We start from the raw sequence: 15,597 nt of genomic DNA on the forward strand, positions 1-15,597 counted from the left end.
GCGCCGGTGCCGGAGGAGTTCCTGATTCCGAGCCGGGCCGTTACTCCTTTTCGAGACGCTGCGATCCATCTCCGGAGGAGCTTTGACCCGATCACACGTTCCATGGTCCAGACGACGACCCCCAGGCGCACGCCGGCGCGGAAAAACTGACGGCCAGGAGAGCCGAAACGTGCTGTGCGCCGCAAGCTCTCGCAGGCGATGGCTGCCTCGGCAGATGCAATGCCAGCGTCGGGCGCGCACTATTGTCGGGAGAACTCTTGGTCAGGTATGCGAAGGCCCTCTTCATATTTGGCCGCCGACGCTCCGACCTGCCTCGACTGCCAGATGTTGTCCTCCAGATCGGCGCGTTTTACGGGGAGCGCCACTGGGTTCGACGCAGCCCGCCGGACAAAGGCGAAATACTCCTCATCCGGCCTGCGCGACATGGCATCGACCGCCGCGGCAATTGTCGGTCCGAAGCCTGCTTCTTCGAGCTTGGCGCGGGTCCAGCCTTCGCCTTTCTCCAGAACGTCATGAAGGTAGGCAACAGTCTTCTGATCGATTGTCTCGACAGCGTCGACGACACGGCGGCAATGCTCGATGTAGGGCCGCCCGGTCTTATCGCGCTGCGACGCGTGAACCTCCTCCGCAATCTTTGCCGCCTGGTAGAAACTGCTCATCGCGCCTGTCGTTACCGTGATTGTCTCTGCCTGATGAAACCTATTCGACGATATGTGGCGTGTGTCGCTTGTCCTCGGCAGGGTCGACATCGATACGGGCCTTTTCCGGATCGAAAGCGGCGTGACCTGCAATAGCCAGAGCGGCCGCATCGGGCGTTTCGTAGGCCCACATGAAATCGTCGGAAGAACTGCCGACGGCGTGGACACGCCAGTAGGTTGCGGTGCCTTTAAGCGGGCACCGGGTGGTGGTGTCGGTCTTTTCGAAAAGATCGAAATAGATGTCCTCGAAGGGGATATAGAAAACGGGCTCGTGCCCGTCTTCACGCAGGACCTTCGCCCGCTCCGTAGCTGCGACGATGGCGTCGGAAAACCGCACCGTCACCGTGCCGGAAAACGGTTCTATGGCCAATCGGCCAAGGTTTTGCTGTGAAGTTGCGCCTGAAGTTTGCATTTGGATTTCTCCCTGGCGATTACCGCAAGATCGGTCATGCTTGGAGACGAAATGCGCGGCGGCGCTTCAGGTTCCGGCATGTCCGATGAACCTGAATTGCAGCCGGACTTAAAGCGCCTATCGGTTGCCGTATCCAGCAGTACTCGTCGGTAAGGCGCGGTGAAATGCTCGTCCAACCCATTCGAAGACTTTGGAAGACGACACGGTGGTCGCTTCCGTGGAGCGTCAGGGCTGGCACCGAAATGATCTTCGCCGCTACTTGCCGGCGGGCGAGTTCCTGGCAGGAGATGCTCCAGCTGTTTGGCCGTCGTCAGCTGCCGCCTCACGCACGGGCTCCGGGGCGGCCTGAGTTGCTGCCAAGTGGGCCGCAAGGTCCCTATAGACCTTGCCCCTGCCGCCATCGTGTTTAGCGATCAGGCCAGGTAGGTCATGACGGCTTAGCTTTGCAATCTTCATTAGGAATTCGAATTCGTGCTTCGGAATCGAGGCTGCTAAGCGATCGAGTTTGGCCCGCCGGGTCTCTTTGGACACATGTGCTCCTATGTATCCAGGCAGCATGCGAGGCACGTATTCGGAGGCCCGCCATTGTCTTGATGGCGGGCCTTCGGGCGGCCGAAGCCGCTAGGTCCATCGACTACTTGTTGCAATTTTGCACGGTCGAGGTCGTTGCGCCACTTGCAGTGTTGTTATCGATGTCATTGCCTGCGGCGTCCTTGCAACGGTCGGTCATGCCGTTCGATTTTGTAGTCGAGTTTGTGGAATTCGGATCGGTTGGCACGGCCGCATTCCCGCTGCCAGTGCCAGCGGCGCCGCCGCTGCCAACAGTTCCAGTACCAGTTCCATTACCCGTGCCAGCCGTGCCGCCAGCACCCGTTCCATTTGTCTGCGCCAAGGCGGAACCGGCCAAGGCAATAGTTAGCACCGACGCGGCTAGAATTTTCTTCAACATTGGAGTCTCCGTGTTTGAATCGCCGAATTGCGATCGCTTTCCCAACGACAGGTTTTTCTCATTGTTCCCGGCGTAATGGATTGTGATCCGCAGCAGCCTTCGTCGAGGTGGACACTCTTGACGGCGCACGAATTGTGATGAGACCTGACAAGGGCAGGATGGGCTTTGTTCAACACCAAAGCGATATGTTGGGCGCGGCTGCATGCATCCGACGCGGATCGCGATGCGGAATGTGGGCAAGACGGGTTACAACAGAAGCGGCGATCAGAGCTGCGAGCGAACCGGCCGCCTTGATGTTAGTCTGACGGTTGAATCTCAAGACCATTCCGACGCAGGAGCAGAACGCATGCCGGCTCGATCCGAAGGATTTACAATCGCTCTGGCTCACAACGGGGATGCACGAACGCAGGCGGCCGCTGCGCTCTATCGACACAACATCGAACAAACCGGAATCGATGACCGGGCAGTGATCGGCGCGGAGCTTACCGACCCCTCGGGAAAGATCTGGGGTGGAATTTGGGGCAGAACGGAACTGGGGCTCCTGTTTCTCGACATGTTCTTCTTGCCTGACAAATTGCGTGGCCGATCCTATGGATCACAGCTTCTTATGGCGATTGAGGAGGAAGCCATTAGGCGCGGATGCAAGAGAGCCGTCGTCGAGACGAGCAGTTTCCAGGCGCCTCAATTTTACCGGCTTCATGGGTTTGAGGAATTCGGCAAAGTCGAATTCGTTATTCCAGGACATGCCCGCATCTTCCTTCGCAAGAAACCTGCAGTAATCTTTGCGGAGGCGCCATCTGCACGAACGGCTGTTCGCCGGCAAAACGCCGGCGCCTTAGCCCTCCCAGCCGTAGCCATCTACTCCCGAAGGTCCTTTTGCCCTTTCCATCCGGGAAGCTCGGTCATCGGGCATAGCAGCCGCGGTCGCGCCGGATCGGAGATATCGAGTTTATCCCAGGGAATGCGGTACAGGCCGTCGCGGCGGCGCAGCCGAAACAGGTCGAGCATCGCGATGCCGATGGTCGAGGCCGACAGACGCTCGAACGCGGCGTAGATGCCAACGTGGAATTCAGTAACGACGAGCTCGTCGCCACGCTGTTCGGCGAGAATCTCTTCGATGTGACCGATGCTCTTTCCGCGCTGCGAGAGCACGCGTCGCCCGGCAAGATGTTCGAGGTTGACTGTCCTCATCATCACGCTCCTGGGATGCGCCCGATGACATGATCGCGCAACCAGTCCTGCCAGGCGAAAATCGACGTCTCGCCCACCTCGATGTCACATTCGATGTCGAGCCCGTTGTCCTGCACCTTTTTCCACGCAATCCTGTGTGGCTCGGCGTGGCGTTTGCCACCCACCCTCGTCGCCAGTTGCGCCATCCATTCCCCGGGCCGCGCGCCAAGGCGGCGCGCCAAAGTGATGGAGCCGAGTTCTATCGCGACAATCCTTGGTGGTTTGCCCCGCCGCAACTCGGCCACCACTCCGTCGACCTTGCCGATCTTGACCCGCCGGCGGTCGAACACCTGCTTGTCCAGGAGATCACGCATCAATTCCATCATGTGCCTCCGAATATCTGCAGCGGAATCGTCACCACGGCGAGCACGAAGGCAAGCGCGATAATGAAGACAACGGCGGCATTCGAAATGATGCCGTTGCGATGTTCGCCGACATAGCGTTCGTCATTCAGCAGGAAGAGAAATGGAACTACCGTCAGCGGAAGGCTCGCCGCCGTTACCGCCATGGAAAAGATGGTCAGCCTCAGTGGGTCGAGGCCAAGCATGATCGGAATGGCGGCCAAAAACAATGATGCCGTATAGACGGCACTGAAGCCCGGATCATCGCGCGGCTTGCGATCCTCGCCCCAGGTCCAGCCAAAGCCCTGTGCCACCAGATATGCCTGTTGCAACCCGACTTCGAGTGCGGCGCCGAAACAGGCAATGGCGAGCGAGGCAACGAATAGAACGAACCCCCAGAAGCCGAATATAGGGATCAGCATCAACGGCAGTTGGTGATAGTCGTCCACCTGGTCGATGCCGCGCGTCGCGAGAACGAGAGCAGCGACGATCAACACGCCGATCGAAATGGTCCCACCGAAGGTCATGCCCAGCCCGGCGATGGCACGATTGGCCCCAAGGTGGCTTTCATCCCATTTGTCCTCGATAGCTCCCGAGGAATAGAACATGAAAAGATATGGCGATATCGACGCGCCGAGAATGCTGGCCGCCATGAACCAGTAATTGATGGCATCGTGAGCCGGCAGCGAAGGCACGGCGCTGCCAGCGACCGCTGTCCAGTCGGGCTTTAACATCACCGCACCAACCACGAAGCACAGCGTCACGAGGCCGAGGACCGAAACGCCTTTCTCGATAAAGCCAAACGTGCCTTTCCACAGCAGCAGCCATGCCAGCAACGCCACCGGCAGTGCCCACCACTGGAAGCCTATGCCGGTGGCAAGTTCGAGTGCGATGGCCACACCGCCGATCTCAGCGGACAGCACCATGAAATTGACGAGAAGGACGACGAGCAACGGCCATAGGAAGACGTTGAACCCAAATCTTTCACGAATGCCCTCTGAGATCGTGTGATGGCTCATCGCGGCGAACCGACCGGCCATTTCAACCAAAAAGATGATGCATATGGTGCCGAGAACTATGGCCCAGATCAGCTGGAATCCGAAGGCGGCACCCGCCTGCGCCGCCGTAGCCATCGACCCGACTTCGAGGAAACCTCCGACACTGGTGACGACGCCAAGCGATATTTCCAGAAGCTTCTTCACGGCTTTGGTCCGAAAGCGCTGGTGTAAGCGGCGGCGAGCGAGCGCATGGCCGCCCGAAGATCCTGTTGTGCGCTTTCCACCTCAGTGCGATTGTTCACCCGCAATCCCGCCTCGGCATGCGCCACCGCCACCGACAAACTGTTGACTGCTGCCGTCAGTCCTGCTCGCCCGGCTGGTTCAGCGGTCTCGGCCGATCGAATTTGCGCCTCGACATCGGCCAGCGTTTTTCCGACCGAGTGCAGTGCGGCCGTGGCATAGGCGGACGGTGCCGCTCCCTCCACCCAGGCATCCAGCACCATCGATACGGTCTGTGCCGCGGAGGCCGCTGTTCGTGATTGCTGCGCCACCTGATTGGAAGACGAGCATCCGGCCAACCCGGCTAGAATCAGAAGCAAGCACAGGCAGCCAACCGGAAAATGACGGTCGTTATGGGGTACAGCGCGCGTTGGATGCGCCACGCGGATTTCCTCCCCGGCCCGAACCAACTGCGTCCGGCATCAATGATCTAGAGCGCTCGGAGAGCTCGTCAAACGAAACCGACGACGAGCTTGTGAGGTCGGCTAGTCCCACGTAACAAAACGCTCCATCCCGGACAGCCGTGAAAGTGGGGGGGCCCGCGCTTCTCTTTGGCGCGGAGAAGCGCGGGCAGATCGGGCTGAGGGGATGACCCGATCGCGCAGCATCAACATGGGAGGGCAACAACGCTGCACGATTCGAACTTCCAACTGGGCCACTTGTTCCAACTTCAACTGATCCGTTCTGAGTACTCAATCCATGCGTTCGGGGGGCCTTTTTTTGAAGGTAGGCCATCGCGAGTTCTCATGGCGTAGAACGGTTTTTGTCCCAACGCTCATCCATGAATGCGCGCAAGGACCGCGACGACGACCGTCGCCTGACCGTCATGACAGCGCACGATCAATCCAGCCCAAACGCCGCGGAACAATTGTGCCCGCTCGTGGTTCCGATGGCACGAAGATGGAGGATATGATGACGGACGCCAAACTCGCTGTGGTGACCGGCGCCTCGAGTGGCATCGGAAGGGAACTCGCAAAGCTGTGCGCTAAAGACGGTTACGACCTGATCATCGCCGCCGACGAGCCGGCTATCCGGCAGGCGGCAGAGGCACTTGAGACCCACAATGTAACGGTCGAAGCCATTGAGGCCGATCTGGCGACCGTCGAGGGCGCCGATCGGTTGATCTCCCAGATCGGCGATCGCGATATCGACCTGTTGTTTCTCAATGCGGGACGCGGGCTCGGCAACGGCTTCGTCGACCAGGACTGGCGAAAAGTCCGCCGGATCATCGACACCAATGTCACCGGAACGGTCTATCTGGCGCATGAACTCGGCGCCAAGATGGCCCGGCGAGGTCGCGGACGCATCCTGTTCACCGGGTCGATCGCCGGCTTCATGCCCGGAACATTCCAGGCCGTCTACAACGGCACGAAGGCGTTCATCGATTCCTTCTCGATCGCGCTCCGCCATGAGCTGAAAGATAGCGGCGTGACGGTCACCGTGCTGATGCCTGGCCCCACGCAGACGCGATTCTTCGAGCGCGCTGAAATGATGGATACCAAGGTCGGCTCCGATGAAAAGGACAATCCGGCCGATGTCGCCAAGACGGGTTACGAGGCGATGATGGCCGGTGATGAACAGGTCGTCAGCGGTTGGAAAAACAAGCTGCAGGTCGCCGCCGCGCATGTCACGCCGGCAGGCACCTTGGCCGAACAGCACCGTAGGATGGCCGAGCCGGGGTCGGCGTCCAGCGACTGAGCCAATATTTCGCGCCATCAAACGGGCTGGCATTCGCAGAGACCGCATGTGCTGCGCGACGTAATCAATCGCTGCCGCAAGGACGGCACCATCTCGGTCCCCACGGCGTCTGTGTTGGCCTGATCGATCACATCCCGTCTGGCGCGGCGATGAATAAGAGACCGGCTTTCCGGATGGGCCAGACGCATACGCAACGCTGCCTCGAACCTCTTTTGGCCATGGTCCAGAGCGGCGCAATCGATCCCTCCTTGTGATTACCCACCGGGCCGATCTGAAAGCAGGGCCGGATCTCTACAAGACGTTCCGCGACAAGCAGGATGGCTGCATCAAAGTCGTGACGCGGCCTCACAGCAAAGACGGGCAAGGCGACCGACACTCACTGCAATCACAAGGGAACATTCGCGTCGACGGCCGGTTAGGTGCCACTTCCGTAACGGTCACCTGCCGTCAAAGCGAGCCCATGATGAACCACGACCAGCATGACAATGTACCAGACGCAGCGCGTAGACTTGTCGTCGGAAGCATGGCGGGAGGAATTCTCGCCGCTTATGCTTCCACGGCGTCAGCCGATACGGGAACAGTGCCTGCTAAAGCAGGCCCTGCGAGCCCGATGCTCAAACAGAATCCGGTGACGCAATATCACCAGCCGCCGTTCAAGCCACAGGAACAGAAGTGGCCGGGTTTGGCCAGCAAGATGGTGCCGCGCCCGGACCACGGCGAAACGACCTACAAAGGATCAGGCAGGCTTGCCGGCCGCAAAGCGCTGATAACCGGCGGCGATTCCGGTATTGGTCGTGCTGCGGCGATTGCATTCGCGCGCGAGCGTGCGGACGTTGCTTTCGGCTACCTCCCCGAAGAACAGGAAGACGCCGACGAACTGGTGGACCTAATAAAAGCGGCAGGTCAAAAGGCTTGCCGGCGATATCCGCAATGAGGCCTTTGCAGAAAGCTGGCCGATGAAGCAGCAACGCCCCTCGGCAGTCTCGACATCCTGGTCAGCAACGCTGCCCGCCTCACTAGAGTCCACGGTCCTCAAAAAGGGGCGCCAAGGCCACCGCTCCTTAGGCGTGGTGGGCTTTCAGACTGTCTACAGGAGGAACCAATGGCTGGCGATGAAATAGAAAGAAGGCGACTGCAGATGTTGATCGAACAATATCTGGAGACCCGTAAGCGACGGCACGATTTCGTGTCGATTGCGAATGCCGAACTCGCGATCAAGGCGGTCATGCCGCATTGCCCGGTGTCGAGCGCAGCGTTGGCAGAGATGATTGCCGCTGGCGCCGTCACTTACGGCCTTGGCGTCCTATTCGACGCGAGGCAAACCGAGGGCGAACTGCCCGTTGTTTGATAGGCTCATCGCCTGACCAATCGTCGCGCCGTGGCGAAGTTTCGCCCAGCGCTGGAGTACGCCAGACCGGGAGCATGCCAATCGTGCCGGCCGGATCGCAGGCACTTGCCGGCGACGCCGTCTCGGGCCTGGACCCGAATGTCGTCGCATATCTGATGAAAAACCAGTGTCTTTGTGCAGTTACCGGGCTTCTCGTTGGGTTGGCACCGTTCCGCTGTCCTGGTGTCTTGCCAAAGCTGTCGGTTGAACACCGAGCATATTTCGCACGGCCTCGACCAGCGCGGCAGCCCACACGGGTTTTGACAGCATCTTGTGATGACGCAAATCCTGCGGAATGTCGGATGTTGTGTACCCACTGACGAAAACAAACGGAATTCCGCGTTGCGCTAGAAGAGGGACAAGGGCAGCGCTGGTCTCGCCGCCGAGACCAATGTCCAGGACCGCGGCAGATATGACTTCACTCTCGATCAGCTTTTTCGCGCGAGCAACGGACGGCACTGGCCCGGCGATGGCGAAGCCGGCCTCTTCCAGAATTGCGCGGTGCTCCTCCGCGACCAGCCATTCATCTTCGACGATAAGGATACGAGATGCAGTCACGTTTCGCTCTCCCGATGATCAAACGGAAACTCAATCCGCAAGCTCAAACCATCGGAACCGAAAGATGTTTCAAAATTTCCGCCAAGCCGATACTCAATTTCGCCTTTCACCAGCGAAAGACCAAATCCCGTCTTCTCAGGCGGAATGACAGCGGGACCGCCGCTTTCTAACCATTCGAGCTGAAAACCGTGATCCGACGCCGACCAAGTCACGGACACCACGCCGTTTGGCACGGACAAGGCGCCATATTTTCCAGCATTCGTGGCAAGTTCATGGATCACCATGCCAAGCGACAGGCCCTGCTGAGGCTTGAGCCGAATGTCCTCGCCTGTGGTGTTGATGCGTTCCAGCCCGAACGGCTCGACTTCCTGCCGCACGATTTCCTCTACCGAGACCTCTTTCCAGCTTTCACGCGAGAGCACTCCGTAGGCCCGGGCCATGGCGCGCAGGCGACCGATGAGCGCTTCGGCGAAAGCCTCCGAAGAGGGAGCATTTTTCAGGGTCTGACTGGCAATGCTGACCGTAACAGCCAGCATGTTCTTGACCCGATGGTTGAGTTCCGAGATCAATACCCGCTGGTGGGCTTCGGCTTCAGCCATGGTCGTCACATCGACAAAGGTCACCACCACGCCCTGGATTTTCCGCGCGCTGTCGCGGTAGGGGATCAGCCGCACGAGATAGTGGATGCCGTTGCTATCGCGCGGCAGCTGGTGCTCGATCATCTCGCCGGCCCTGAAAACCTGGGCAATATGGTCGCGCAGGTGCGGATAATCGAGCCGGCTGGCAAGATCGGTCAGCGGTCTTCCGATGTCGGTCGGCAGCAAGTTGAAGAACGAAGACGCCGCCGGCGTGAAGCTGCGGATAACCAGCTTGGTATCGAGAAAAACAGTCGCGATCTGTGTGCTCTCGAACAGGTTCTTCAGATCGCTGTTGGCACGATCGAGATCCTCGATCTTGGAAACCAGTTCGGCATTGATGGTGTTCAATTCCTCATTGAGGGACTGCATTTCTTCCTTGGAGGCCTCGAGCTCCTCATTGGAGGACTGGGCTTCTTCGTTGACCGAGACGAGTTCCTCATTGGAAGATTTCAACTCCTCCAACGCGGTCTCATATTCTTCGATCGTCGATTGCAGGCGCTCGCGCGTATCGCGGAGCTCGCGTTCGAAATCAGCAATCCCAGATGCCACCGGCTGTCGAACCTTTAGAGCCTCCAGCCGCGGCTGCGGCTGGCCCACCGGCTCGAACAGGACGAGAAACAGCGGCTCGCCGCTGCCGCGATCAGTCAAGGGCTCGATCGTCAATGTGACGAATTGGACACGATCTTCATCTTCTTCAATGGCTATCGCTTCGCGCACAACCGTGCGCCGGCCCTCGGCGGCTTCCCGCAAAGCGCCGCGCAATTCCAGACGCAGGCCGCTGCGTGCCATTGTGAGCAATTGTCTGCTCGGCACCCCTTGCGGCGGCTCGAGATATTTGCCGGTTCGGACCGAGTAATAGACGACATCTCCATCACCATTGACGACGACGTGAGCCGGAGCGAAGCGTTCGAGAACCTGCGCTTCAACGGTTTGCCTTAGGGAATAAGACAAGCCGCGGCGGGCATGAGTGTCATTGGCGCTGGAAAAATTGCTTGCAGGCGCAGCATTCAACAAGATCGGCAGCCGCGGCGGCGCCGTATGTTCTCGTGCCTTGAATATCCGTTGTTTCTTGTCGACCGGTGCAAACAGATCGGCATGCTGGCTTATGCTCTCGGAGGTGCCAAGGAACAGATAGCCGCCGGGCTTCAGCGAATAGTGGAAGGTCGGAATAACCTGCTTTTGCACATCGGGGCCGAAATAGATCAGCAGGTTCCGGCACGACACCATGTCCATGCGCGAGAAGGGTGGATCACGGATGACGCTGTGCGCCGAGAAGATGCAGAGATCACGTACGCTCTTGCTCAAGATGAAACTTGTGCCGTCATTGCTGAAGAAGCGTTCGCGACGTTCAGGCGAAACGCCCGCAAGCAATGACTCCGGATAGCGCGCCGAACGTGCGATGCCCAACGCCGCGTCATCGATGTCCGTGGCGAAAATCTGGATGCGCGGCACAGCCGAAAGTGTATCCATATGCTCGCGCATCAGCATTCCGATCGAGAAGACTTCCTCGCCGGTTGCGCAGCCGGGCACCCAGACGCGGATCGTATCGTTGGCGTCCTTGCCTTCGAAAAGTTTGGGGATGACGGTTTCTTCCAGGGTCTTGAAAGCGTCCGTATCGCGGAAGAAATTTGTCACGTTGATCAGCAGGTCGCGAAACAGCGACCGCACTTCCTCCGCATTTGAACGAAGCAACTCTATATAGGCATCGATCGCGGTGTTCTGTGTTATTTGCATGCGTCGCCTGACGCGGCGCAAGAACGTCTTGGCCTTGTAGCCCGAGAAATCATGTCCCGAATGGCTGCGCAGGATCGCGTAGATTTCCTCCTGGCCCTTGCGGAGTTTCAAAGCACTGGCCTTGCCATCGTCAGCTTCGAGCTCGTCGAGCAGTTCAAAGCTATGGGCAAATTCCATGAGTTTCGCACCCATCTCATCGGCGGGGATGGCGATATCGATCAGACCGGAACTGATCGCGCTGCGCGGCATGTCGGGATTGCTCGGACCCGACTCGTCGGAGAGTTGCGCCAGCGTCAGGCCGCCATGCTCCTTGATTGCCTTGATGCCCAACGTACCGTCGGAATCGCCGCCCGACAGGACGACGCCGACGGCGTATTCGCCCTGATCCTCGGCCAGCGCGCTGAAAAAGATATCGATGGGCTTGCGCTCCCTGGACACCGAATTCGGTTGGCGCAGCTTTAGGCTGGAATTTTCGATGGTGAGGATCGCGTTGTGCGGCATCACGTAGACGGTGTCAGGATGGATATCCATTGCATCTTCAGCGACACGAACCGGAATTCCGGTGTAAAGCGCAATCACTTCGTGCAGCAGACTTTCCCGTTCCGGGCTGAGATGCGTGACGATCACGAACGCCATCCCGCTCGAAGACGGCATCCCGCGAAAAAATCCCTCCATGGCGGCAATGCCGCCCGCAGAGGCGCCAATACCGACTATGGGGAACCTCGGCAGCTTTTGCATCAATTGTCCTGCTTCAGTGAAATGCAACGCGGCAGCGCTGATTTCGATCCAATGTGTAAACCGTTCCTGGTCGAATTCCCATCCCGCACCGCCGATAGCCACGGAACCGATGGACGCGACCGCCGTTTAAAGCCCGGAGGGCTGCTATGTTATTAGGCATGCGAATTCTGCTCGTCGAGGACGAATTCTTGCTGGCAAGCGAACTTGCCTCTTATTTCAGCGATTGTGGGGCGACCGTTTTGGGGCCGGTGTCGTCAGTCAGCCGGGCTCGACGATATATCGATTCAGCGGACGGGGCGGTGCTGGACATCGATCTTAACGGTGAGACTGTTTTTCCCCTCGCCGATGAGCTGACGGACAGAGGCATCCCGTTCGTATTCTTCTCCGGAAACGATCAGATCACCCTACCGGAGCGGTTCCGGTACACCCAAAACCTCTCCAAGCCGGCCGGGTTCAGGACGGTTGCCGGGATCCTCGCCGCGCAATCAACAGCGCTTGGTGAAGACAATGTTTTCCGCGCTCTTCCAAAACTGAGGCTGTCCGCGCGGCTGCTGCTGGGCGACCCACAGGCGGCCGATCGCCTCGTCGAACGGACATTGAAGGCGGCGCTGGAGGAGCGGTTGTCGACGCGGCATGACCTTCCCTTGAGCGAATGGCTCAATACACTCATGGAGGAGGTGCTCCGCAACGACAGGTCTGGCATCATGAATTAAGATTGTCCGATAGTTTGCCGCAGGCCGCCCTGTCGACCGCCCCCGCTACGGTACCCCTCCCCAAGAGCGCTTCGCTTCGTCTTGCAAATACGGCCGCATTCCTGCTAGAAATCCTCGTGGCCAAACCTCCGCAAACCAAACCTGACTCATTCCGCGATCCTGTTGAGGGCGACGCACTCGCAGCGCTGCTCGACGAAATCGCGGAAGAGGAAACACCTGAACGGCTGTTGAAGCTCGCCCTTGAGCTGCAGCAGCAACTGCTGTTGTCAAAGCAGCTGAAAAATCCCAACTGAACGGCCTGCAGCTAGGCATCTTGATGTGCCTCGAGTTCCACGATGGCGTGATCGCCTCGTTCGCCAGACCGATGCTGCTGCGGTAATCTTTCTGCGCTCGATGTGGGCGAAACCCAGTCTCAATAGCTCAGCGGTTCCTGCGCCCAGAAGGCCCTGATCCCATCATGACGCCGATGAGACGACCAGGAAGATCAGGCCAACTTGGGTCGCAGCCCAAGGTCGATCACTGCTGCCCTGGCATCTCGGTATTTTCTTGCGGGTTCTTTTTAACGCCGGGCGCGGGTGATGTCTCGGCGGGGGCATTGCCGCCTTGGTTCTGTTCCGGGGTGCGCTTTACTGGCGATGTCTGCCACGATCCGCCTGAAAGGGGTATGAACACAAAGAAGGCTAGCAGTGCGACGAAGATCACAGCCGCAATGACGACGCCCCACCCGAGTACATTTCGGGTGCCACGCTGTTCTTCCTTCCGGGACACATGCTCCGTCATCACTGGACTCCTTTGTGTCATTCGATGAAGTACAAATTTATCGTGCAGATCGACCGCACGGTCTGCTCTTCCCCGACGCGTGCCGCCGGCACAGCCGAAGAAGCTGAAGCTAATCTTCTCCAGCTTTTCGGCTGCCTGGTTTGGCGGCCCGCTTTGGGGCTTTCGGCACTGCCGGTTTCCGCTCGGGTGCAGGCGGATTGATCGCCTCGTGCGCCAAACGGGCTTTGCGCAATCGCGCCGTTTTCTCTTCCCGCGCCTTGCGCTCGGCTTCCATTACGCCTTGTGCGTAGAGGGTGGCTCGTGCGTCTCTGTCGTTTGCGGATCCACTGGCCGCCATAGTCAGCCCTCCGCCTTGTAATTTCTTGCTTCCTTCTTGGCGCCGTCTTTGCCGTGCTCGGCTGCAAGCTCTTTGGCCTGCCCGGGTGACACGTCGGTGACTTCGGCCAACTTGATTGCCTCTTTTTCAGAGAGATCACTGTCCTTTCGCGTGGGGTTCCTTGTCATCGCAGATCTCCTATCAGAGCCCAAACGACCGGACCGGCGGTGTGTTCCGTGGAACCTTCGATAGTCCACCGATTGAGGCGGGCTATCGCGCTTCCGGCAACGAGCGAAAAGTTTCTGATGCGGGCTGACAAGGTACATGATCAGCTTCAAGGCCTTTCGAACTGCTAGGCCAGCCGGGTTATTGCCGGGCTATGACCGTGTGGGACGCGTGACACACGGACGGATTCAGGCATCGATGCCAGGCGCTAGTTCTCGCCCGCGAGCGTGGCGAGAAATGACCGCCGCCATTCTGCTGCGTCATTGCGCCTGATGCGCTTGAGCAGTGCACTATGCCTTGCAATTCTTTCCTCAAGCGGCATCGCGAGCGCTTTTGCGATCGCATCGGCAACCTCGTCGACCGCATACGGGTTCACGATCAAGGATTCGGCAAGTTCTTCAGCCGCACCTGCAAAACGCGACAAAATCAGCACTCCGGGGTCGGCTTCGTCCTGCGCGGCTATGTATTCCTTGGCGACGAGGTTCATTCCGTCACGCAGGGGCGTGACCAATCCGACCTGGCTAGCGCGCAACAGGCCAGCAAGCCGAGAGCGTGATACGGCACGGTGGATGTAGCGGATCGGGGTCCAAGCCAAATCCGCGTATCTTCCGTTGACCGCGCCGGCGGTTGCTTCAAGCTGGGCCCGGATGTCGGCATAGGCGCTGACCTCCTCGCGCGTCGGCGACGCAATCTGCAAATAGGTTGCCGCCCGCTCGTGTTCCGGATGCCTTTCCAAAAGACGCGCGAAAGCCTGCATGCGGCCGGGGAGACCCTTGGAGTAGTCCAGCCGATCGACGCCGATGATTTGCTTGAGGCCCAGAATCTGGCGGCGCATGGAATCGATCTGCACATCCTCCGCCGCCTCATTGGCCATGCGTGCGATTGAATCGACGTCGATGCCTATCGGAAAACACCTCGATAACACCGTGCGGCCGTTCATCTCAGCCGAACCATTGATATCAAAAGTAGTGGAGTTGGCCGCCTGCACTGAGCGCCGGAAATTCCCCACGTCCGTTTCGGTCTGGAACCCCACGACGTCATATTGAAGCAGATCATCGATGAGTTCTTCATGGTCGGGCGTGGCTACAAACAGGTCGGGCGGCGGGAACGGTATGTGAAGAAAAAACCCGATCCGATTCCGGACTCCCAGCCGCCGCAACTGGGCGGCCAAGGGGATAAGGTGGTAGTCGTGAACCCACACCAGGTCGTCGTTGCCCGACAGCAGTCCTGCGAGCGCCTTCGCGAACCGCGCATTGATCTGCCGGTAGGCGTGTAGAAACTCTGCCCGGTGGTTCACCAGGTCGAGTCGGTAATGAAAAAGCGGCCACAGCGTGCTGTTGGCATAGCCATTGTAATAGAGCGAATACTCCTCATAGGGCAGGGTAAGCGCAGCCGTCTCGATCTTTCCCACCCGTTCCAAGCGGATCAGCGGTTCGTCGCTCGCGGCGTAGTCCTGATACTCGGCGCTTGCTCCTAGCCACAGGCCTCCACGCTCGGCCAACGCATCCCCGATGCCTACAGCAAGTCCGCCGGCTTGCGACAGATCGCGAATGTTCCCCAGCCTGTTCGAGACGACAACCAGACGACGCGGGATGGCGCGATCGCCAGTTAGCTCAGCCTCCCCACCTAAGGCGTCGCGCTCAAGGGGATCACCAACCGTTTGCGAGGCCTCGTTGAAAATTTCATCCGGTCGCTGCAACAAGAGCAAATCCTGAGCGTGAAGATCGCTTGGGGAACGGTCCGCGCGTGCGATTGTTCCCGACGTAAGTGTCCAGCCGGATTCGCTGGTTCTCGGCCCGCTCGGGCGCCTTTTTCAGCGGCTCTCGCAGGATCGTCGTCGGACACACCGGTGATGAGACCCCGATCCAGCACGCCGAGCAGCCGCTTTGGCGACGGCCGGACT

General features: G+C 59.2%; 19 protein-coding genes and 1 pseudogene. 7 read left to right on the top strand and 13 right to left on the bottom strand.

What is annotated here, in order from left to right; translation table 11 throughout:
• Positions 1 to 239: 239 nt before the first annotated feature.
• The 3 genes from ACYG9Z_RS05270 to ACYG9Z_RS05280 form a co-directional block, all read right to left on the bottom strand.
• On the bottom strand, positions 240 to 659 hold the full coding sequence (locus ACYG9Z_RS05270; protein WP_023668074.1) for an HD domain-containing protein: 420 nt from the start codon (positions 657 to 659) through the stop codon (positions 240 to 242).
• A 40-nt stretch (positions 660 to 699) separates the two neighbouring features.
• On the bottom strand, positions 700 to 1,110 hold the full coding sequence (locus ACYG9Z_RS05275) for a DUF427 domain-containing protein (RefSeq protein ID WP_031214606.1): 411 nt from the start codon (positions 1,108 to 1,110) through the stop codon (positions 700 to 702).
• A gap of 634 nt (positions 1,111 to 1,744) precedes the next feature.
• Positions 1,745 to 2,059 (bottom strand): hypothetical protein, encoded by a 315-nt coding sequence (locus tag ACYG9Z_RS05280; protein WP_031201473.1) that lies wholly within the window; start codon positions 2,057 to 2,059, stop codon positions 1,745 to 1,747.
• A gap of 346 nt (positions 2,060 to 2,405) precedes the next feature.
• On the opposite strand from ACYG9Z_RS05280, the pseudogene ACYG9Z_RS05285 reads away from it, so the two are divergent.
• Positions 2,406 to 2,711, top strand: a pseudogene (locus ACYG9Z_RS05285) (GNAT family N-acetyltransferase); the annotation flags it as partial.
• On the opposite strand, the gene ACYG9Z_RS05290 reads toward ACYG9Z_RS05285, so the two are convergent.
• The 5 genes from ACYG9Z_RS05290 to ACYG9Z_RS05310 form a co-directional block, all read right to left on the bottom strand.
• On the bottom strand, positions 2,655 to 2,804 hold the full coding sequence (locus ACYG9Z_RS05290; RefSeq protein ID WP_023668069.1) for a hypothetical protein: 150 nt from the start codon (positions 2,802 to 2,804) through the stop codon (positions 2,655 to 2,657). The pseudogene ACYG9Z_RS05285 and the gene ACYG9Z_RS05290 sit on opposite strands and share 57 nt — an antisense overlap.
• A 113-nt stretch (positions 2,805 to 2,917) precedes the next feature.
• Positions 2,918 to 3,250 carry a hypothetical protein gene (locus tag ACYG9Z_RS05295; RefSeq protein WP_023681169.1) on the bottom strand — a complete coding sequence of 111 codons (333 nt, stop codon included), beginning with the start codon at positions 3,248 to 3,250 and terminating at the stop codon, positions 2,918 to 2,920.
• A gap of 2 nt (positions 3,251 to 3,252) precedes the next feature.
• Positions 3,253 to 3,615: a hypothetical protein gene (locus ACYG9Z_RS05300; protein ID WP_245260251.1), complete on the bottom strand. Its 363-nt coding sequence runs from the start codon at positions 3,613 to 3,615 to the stop codon at positions 3,253 to 3,255.
• The gene (locus ACYG9Z_RS05305) at positions 3,612 to 4,832 is read right to left on the bottom strand and encodes an NRAMP family divalent metal transporter (protein ID WP_023668066.1); all 1,221 of its coding nucleotides are present in this window, start codon (positions 4,830 to 4,832) and stop codon (positions 3,612 to 3,614) included. Before ACYG9Z_RS05305 ends, ACYG9Z_RS05300 begins: the two co-directional genes overlap by 4 nt.
• Complete coding sequence (locus ACYG9Z_RS05310; protein ID WP_050586847.1) at positions 4,829 to 5,290, bottom strand: hypothetical protein; 462 nt, start codon at positions 5,288 to 5,290, stop codon at positions 4,829 to 4,831. The genes ACYG9Z_RS05305 and ACYG9Z_RS05310 overlap by 4 nt, the downstream gene beginning before the upstream one ends.
• A gap of 517 nt (positions 5,291 to 5,807) precedes the next feature.
• Between ACYG9Z_RS05310 and ACYG9Z_RS05315 the strand changes: the two genes are divergently transcribed.
• From ACYG9Z_RS05315 to ACYG9Z_RS05325, 3 genes are all read left to right on the top strand, one after another.
• Positions 5,808 to 6,605: an SDR family NAD(P)-dependent oxidoreductase gene (locus ACYG9Z_RS05315; protein WP_023696321.1), complete on the top strand. Its 798-nt coding sequence runs from the start codon at positions 5,808 to 5,810 to the stop codon at positions 6,603 to 6,605.
• Positions 6,606 to 6,855: 250 nt separating this feature from the next.
• A complete protein-coding gene (locus ACYG9Z_RS05320; RefSeq protein WP_280804108.1) occupies positions 6,856 to 7,539 on the top strand; it encodes a hypothetical protein in 684 nt (227 codons plus the stop codon).
• Positions 7,540 to 7,707: 168 nt separating this feature from the next.
• Positions 7,708 to 7,953, top strand: coding sequence for a hypothetical protein (locus ACYG9Z_RS05325; RefSeq protein ID WP_023687844.1), 246 nt, complete (start codon positions 7,708 to 7,710; stop codon positions 7,951 to 7,953).
• 180 nt (positions 7,954 to 8,133) lie between these two features.
• Here ACYG9Z_RS05325 and ACYG9Z_RS05330 read toward each other — a convergent pair whose 3' ends face one another.
• Complete coding sequence (locus ACYG9Z_RS05330) at positions 8,134 to 8,550, bottom strand: response regulator (protein WP_023668061.1); 417 nt, start codon at positions 8,548 to 8,550, stop codon at positions 8,134 to 8,136.
• The gene (locus ACYG9Z_RS05335; RefSeq protein ID WP_023704632.1) at positions 8,547 to 11,660 is read right to left on the bottom strand and encodes a CheR family methyltransferase; all 3,114 of its coding nucleotides are present in this window, start codon (positions 11,658 to 11,660) and stop codon (positions 8,547 to 8,549) included. Before ACYG9Z_RS05335 ends, ACYG9Z_RS05330 begins: the two co-directional genes overlap by 4 nt.
• Before the next feature lie 158 nt (positions 11,661 to 11,818).
• Between ACYG9Z_RS05335 and ACYG9Z_RS05340 the strand changes: the two genes are divergently transcribed.
• Positions 11,819 to 12,373 carry a response regulator gene (locus ACYG9Z_RS05340; RefSeq protein WP_050588792.1) on the top strand — a complete coding sequence of 185 codons (555 nt, stop codon included), beginning with the start codon at positions 11,819 to 11,821 and terminating at the stop codon, positions 12,371 to 12,373.
• A gap of 2 nt (positions 12,374 to 12,375) precedes the next feature.
• On the top strand, positions 12,376 to 12,666 hold the full coding sequence (locus ACYG9Z_RS05345) for a hypothetical protein (RefSeq protein ID WP_031197822.1): 291 nt from the start codon (positions 12,376 to 12,378) through the stop codon (positions 12,664 to 12,666).
• 223 nt (positions 12,667 to 12,889) lie between these two features.
• Here the strand turns inward: ACYG9Z_RS05345 and ACYG9Z_RS05350 are convergent, their stop codons facing one another.
• Positions 12,890 to 13,153, bottom strand: a complete 264-nt coding sequence (locus ACYG9Z_RS05350; protein ID WP_023681159.1) for a hypothetical protein — start codon at positions 13,151 to 13,153, stop codon at positions 12,890 to 12,892.
• 24 nt (positions 13,154 to 13,177) lie between these two features.
• On the opposite strand from ACYG9Z_RS05350, the gene ACYG9Z_RS05355 reads away from it, so the two are divergent.
• Positions 13,178 to 13,354, top strand: a complete 177-nt coding sequence (locus ACYG9Z_RS05355; RefSeq protein ID WP_023707700.1) for a hypothetical protein — start codon at positions 13,178 to 13,180, stop codon at positions 13,352 to 13,354.
• 138 nt (positions 13,355 to 13,492) lie between these two features.
• Here the strand turns inward: ACYG9Z_RS05355 and ACYG9Z_RS05360 are convergent, their stop codons facing one another.
• A complete protein-coding gene (locus ACYG9Z_RS05360; RefSeq protein ID WP_023668056.1) occupies positions 13,493 to 13,657 on the bottom strand; it encodes a hypothetical protein in 165 nt (54 codons plus the stop codon).
• 245 nt (positions 13,658 to 13,902) lie between these two features.
• A complete protein-coding gene (locus ACYG9Z_RS05365) occupies positions 13,903 to 15,396 on the bottom strand; it encodes an alpha,alpha-trehalose-phosphate synthase (UDP-forming) (RefSeq protein WP_023704631.1) in 1,494 nt (497 codons plus the stop codon).
• Positions 15,397 to 15,597: the final 201 nt, after the last annotated feature.

It is taken from the genome of Mesorhizobium sp. RSR380A, assembly GCF_054719385.1.